3 protein-coding genes are annotated in these 3,360 nt (G+C 68.4%); all 3 read left to right on the forward strand.

What is annotated here, in order from left to right:
* Positions 1-103: 103 nt before the first annotated feature.
* Positions 104-1,084 (forward strand): ABC transporter permease, encoded by a 981-nt coding sequence (locus tag AB0395_RS44755; protein WP_366293363.1) that lies wholly within the window; start codon positions 104-106, stop codon positions 1,082-1,084.
* 13 nt (positions 1,085-1,097) lie between these two features.
* On the forward strand, positions 1,098-2,099 hold the full coding sequence (locus tag AB0395_RS44760) for an ABC transporter ATP-binding protein (protein WP_366293366.1): 1,002 nt from the start codon (positions 1,098-1,100) through the stop codon (positions 2,097-2,099).
* 118 nt (positions 2,100-2,217) lie between these two features.
* A complete protein-coding gene (locus AB0395_RS44765; protein ID WP_366293369.1) occupies positions 2,218-3,252 on the forward strand; it encodes a dipeptide ABC transporter ATP-binding protein in 1,035 nt (344 codons plus the stop codon).
* Positions 3,253-3,360 lie beyond the last annotated feature (108 nt).

A 3,360-nucleotide genomic window follows, 5' to 3' on the forward strand; every position in this document is an offset into this window, starting at 1 on the left:
GGCGGCAGGGTGTAGCCCATCGTCGCGAGTGCCAGCAGGACCACTCCCGCCGCCACGCTCAACACGCCTCGGCGGTCTCCCAGCCACCGTCGGGAAACAGGCAATGTTTCGATTCATCACTCGCCGCACCCTGGGCGCCGTGGTCACCCTGCTGATCATCGCCGCGTGCACGTTCTTCCTCTTCTTCGCCGTGCCGGCCGACCCGGCCAGGCTCGCCTGCGGCAAGGTCTGCCCACCGGAGCTGCTGGCGCAGGCGCGGCATAACCTGGGACTCGACCAGCCACTGTTCGCCCAGTTCCTGGCCTGGGTCGGCGGCATCTTCTTCGGCCGCGACTACGAGGGCCTGGGCCACTGCTCCGCCCCCTGCCTGGGCTACTCCTTCGTCAACCGGGCACCGGTGCTGGACACGATCCTCGACCGCATGCCGCTCACCGTCTCGCTCACGATCGGCGCGGCGGCCGTCTTCCTCACCTTCGGCGTGGCGACGGGCATCATCGCGGCGCTGAAGCAGGGCAAGGCACTGGACAAGATCGCCAGCACGGCGTCCCTCATCGGCGCCTCGGTGCAGATCTACTTCGTCGGCACACTGGCGCTGTACTTCCTGGTCTACCAGAACCACATCCTGCAGCAGCCCAAATACGTGCCGTTCACCGAGAACCCGATAGCCTGGGCCACCGGTCTCGCACTGCCCTGGGTGGTGCTGGCGATCATCTTCACCGCCAACTACACCCGCATGACCCGCTCGACGATGGTCGAGCAACTCACCGAGGACTACGTCCGCACCGCGCGGGCCAAGGGCATGTCGGGCCGCTCGGTCGTGATGAGGTTCGCCCTGCGCGGCACCCTGATCCCCATCATCACCATCTTCGGCGTCGACCTGGGCACCCTGATCGGTGGCGCGATCATCACCGAGCAGACCTTCGGCCTGCAGGGGGTCGGGCAGCTCTCCGTCAAGGCGGTCACATACTCCGACCTGCCCATGCTGATGGCCACCGTGCTGGTGGCGGCGGGGGCGATCGTCGTGTTCAACATCATCGTCGACGTCATGTACGCCGTCATCGACCCCCGCGTGCGGCTGAGCTAGGAGTCTGGAAGAAGTGTCGAACCCGTTCCTGTCGGTCCGTGACCTGACCGTCGACTTCCACACCGAGGACGGCGTCGTCCACGCGGTGGACGGGCTCTCCTTCGACGTGGAGAAGGGCACCACCCTGGGGATCGTGGGCGAGTCGGGCTCCGGCAAGTCGGTGACCAACCTGACCGTGCTCGGCCTGCACAACCCGGAGACCACCAAGATCAGCGGAGAGATCCACCTGGACGGCCAGGAGCTGACCGGCGCCTCCCGGTCCACCATGGAGAAGCTGCGCGGCAACAAGGTCGCGATGATCTTCCAGGACCCGCTGACCTCGCTCTCGCCGTACCACACCATCGGCAGGCAGATCAGCGAGGTGTACCGCAAGCACACCGGCGCAAGCAAGGCCGAGGCCAGGGCCCGCGCGGTCGAGATGCTGACACGGGTCGGCATCCCGCAGCCGAACATCCGGGTGGACGACTATCCCCACCAGTTCTCCGGCGGCATGCGGCAGCGCGCGATGATCGCGATGGCCCTGGTCTGCGACCCGGACCTGCTGATCGCCGACGAGCCGACCACCGCGCTCGACGTGACCGTGCAGGCCCAGATCCTGGACCTGCTCAAGGAGCTCCAGGACCAGACCGGCACCTCCATCATCATGATCACGCACGATCTGGGCGTTGTGGCGAGCACCGCGCACAACGTGCTGGTGATGTACGCGGGGCGGGCCGTCGAGCGCGGCACCGTCAAGGAGGTCCTCGGCGAGCCCCGCCACCCGTACACCTGGGGCCTGCTGGCCTCGATGCCCCGGCTGACCGCGTCGGTCGACGTACCGCTCAAGCCGGTCCGCGGCACCCCGCCGAGCCTCATCAACGTCCCGTCCGGCTGCCCGTTCCACCCCAGGTGCGACTATGTGAACCTGGCCGGACCCGAGGTGTGCAAGGGCGAGCGGCCCGAACTGTCCCCGCACCGCGGCCACGGCGACGCGTGCTACCTGACCCTCGCCCAGAAGCGGGAGATCCACAAGTGAACCACCGAGTACGGCGGCGCGCCGCCCGCGCCGCCGGTGAAGGACGGCGTGTGAACGAGCGTGGTGAGGCTTCCCGCGCGCGTGGCGGCTCACCGAGGCCGTCGGCGAGGGAGGACGCGTGAGCGAGGTACTGCTGGAGCTGTCCGGCCTGGAGAAACACTTTCCGGTGACGGGCGGCCTGCTGTTCAAGCGGCAGATCGGCAAGGTCCACGCGGTCGACGGCGTCGACCTGACCGTGCACACCGGTGAGACCCTCGGACTGGTCGGCGAGTCCGGCTGCGGCAAGTCGACCACCGGGCGGCTGGCCGCCCGGCTGCTCGAGCCGACCGGGGGCAGCATCCGGTACAACGGGCGCGACATCGCCCACGCGAGCCGCAAGGCTTTGAAGCCCGTCCGGGCCGAGATCCAGATGATCTTCCAGGACCCCTACTCGTCGCTCAACCCCCGGCACACCGTGGGCACCATCATCGGTGGGCCGATGGAGATCAACGGCATCAACCCCGCGGGCGGCAGGGAGAAGCGGGTCAAGGAGCTGCTGGAGATCGTCGGCCTCAACCCCGAGCACTACAACCGCTTCCCGCACGAGTTCTCCGGCGGCCAGCGCCAGCGCATCGGGGTCGCCCGCGCGCTGGCCCTCAACCCCAAGCTGATCGTCGCCGACGAGCCGGTCTCCGCGCTTGACGTCTCGATCCAGGCGCAGGTCGTCAACCTGCTCCAGCAGCTCCAGCGCGACATGGGCATCGCGTTCCTGTTCATCGCGCACGACCTGGCCATCGTCAGGCACTTCTCGCAGCGGGTCGCGGTCATGTACCTCGGCAAGATCGTCGAGATAGCGGACCGGGCCTCCCTCTACGAGCGCCCGCGCCACCCCTACACCCACGCGCTGCTGTCCGCGGTCCCCGAGGCCAGCGTGGAGACCGGGTCCCGCGAGCGCATCCGCCTGGCGGGAGACGTGCCCTCCCCGATCGACCCGCCGTCCGGCTGCCGCTTCCGCACCCGCTGCTGGAAGGCCCAGGAGCAGTGCGCGACCGAGGAGCCGCCGCTGGTCAGGCTGGAGGGGAACCGGGAGGGACACCTGACCGCCTGCCACTTCCCCGAGGAGCCCACGGTGCACGGCGAGGACGTCGTCCTCGACCCGGCCCTGCTCGGCTGAAACCTGTTTTGTGGACATACCGGTCTAATGCCGCAAGACATCACAAAAGGTTCCCTGTGTCCCACGATTCAGTAAGCCACCAGCCGGGCCGTGTACGGCTGGCACGTG

Origin of the sequence: Streptosporangium sp. NPDC051023, from assembly GCF_040689595.1 — a bacterium.
GTDB lineage: Bacteria > Actinomycetota > Actinomycetes > Streptosporangiales > Streptosporangiaceae > Streptosporangium.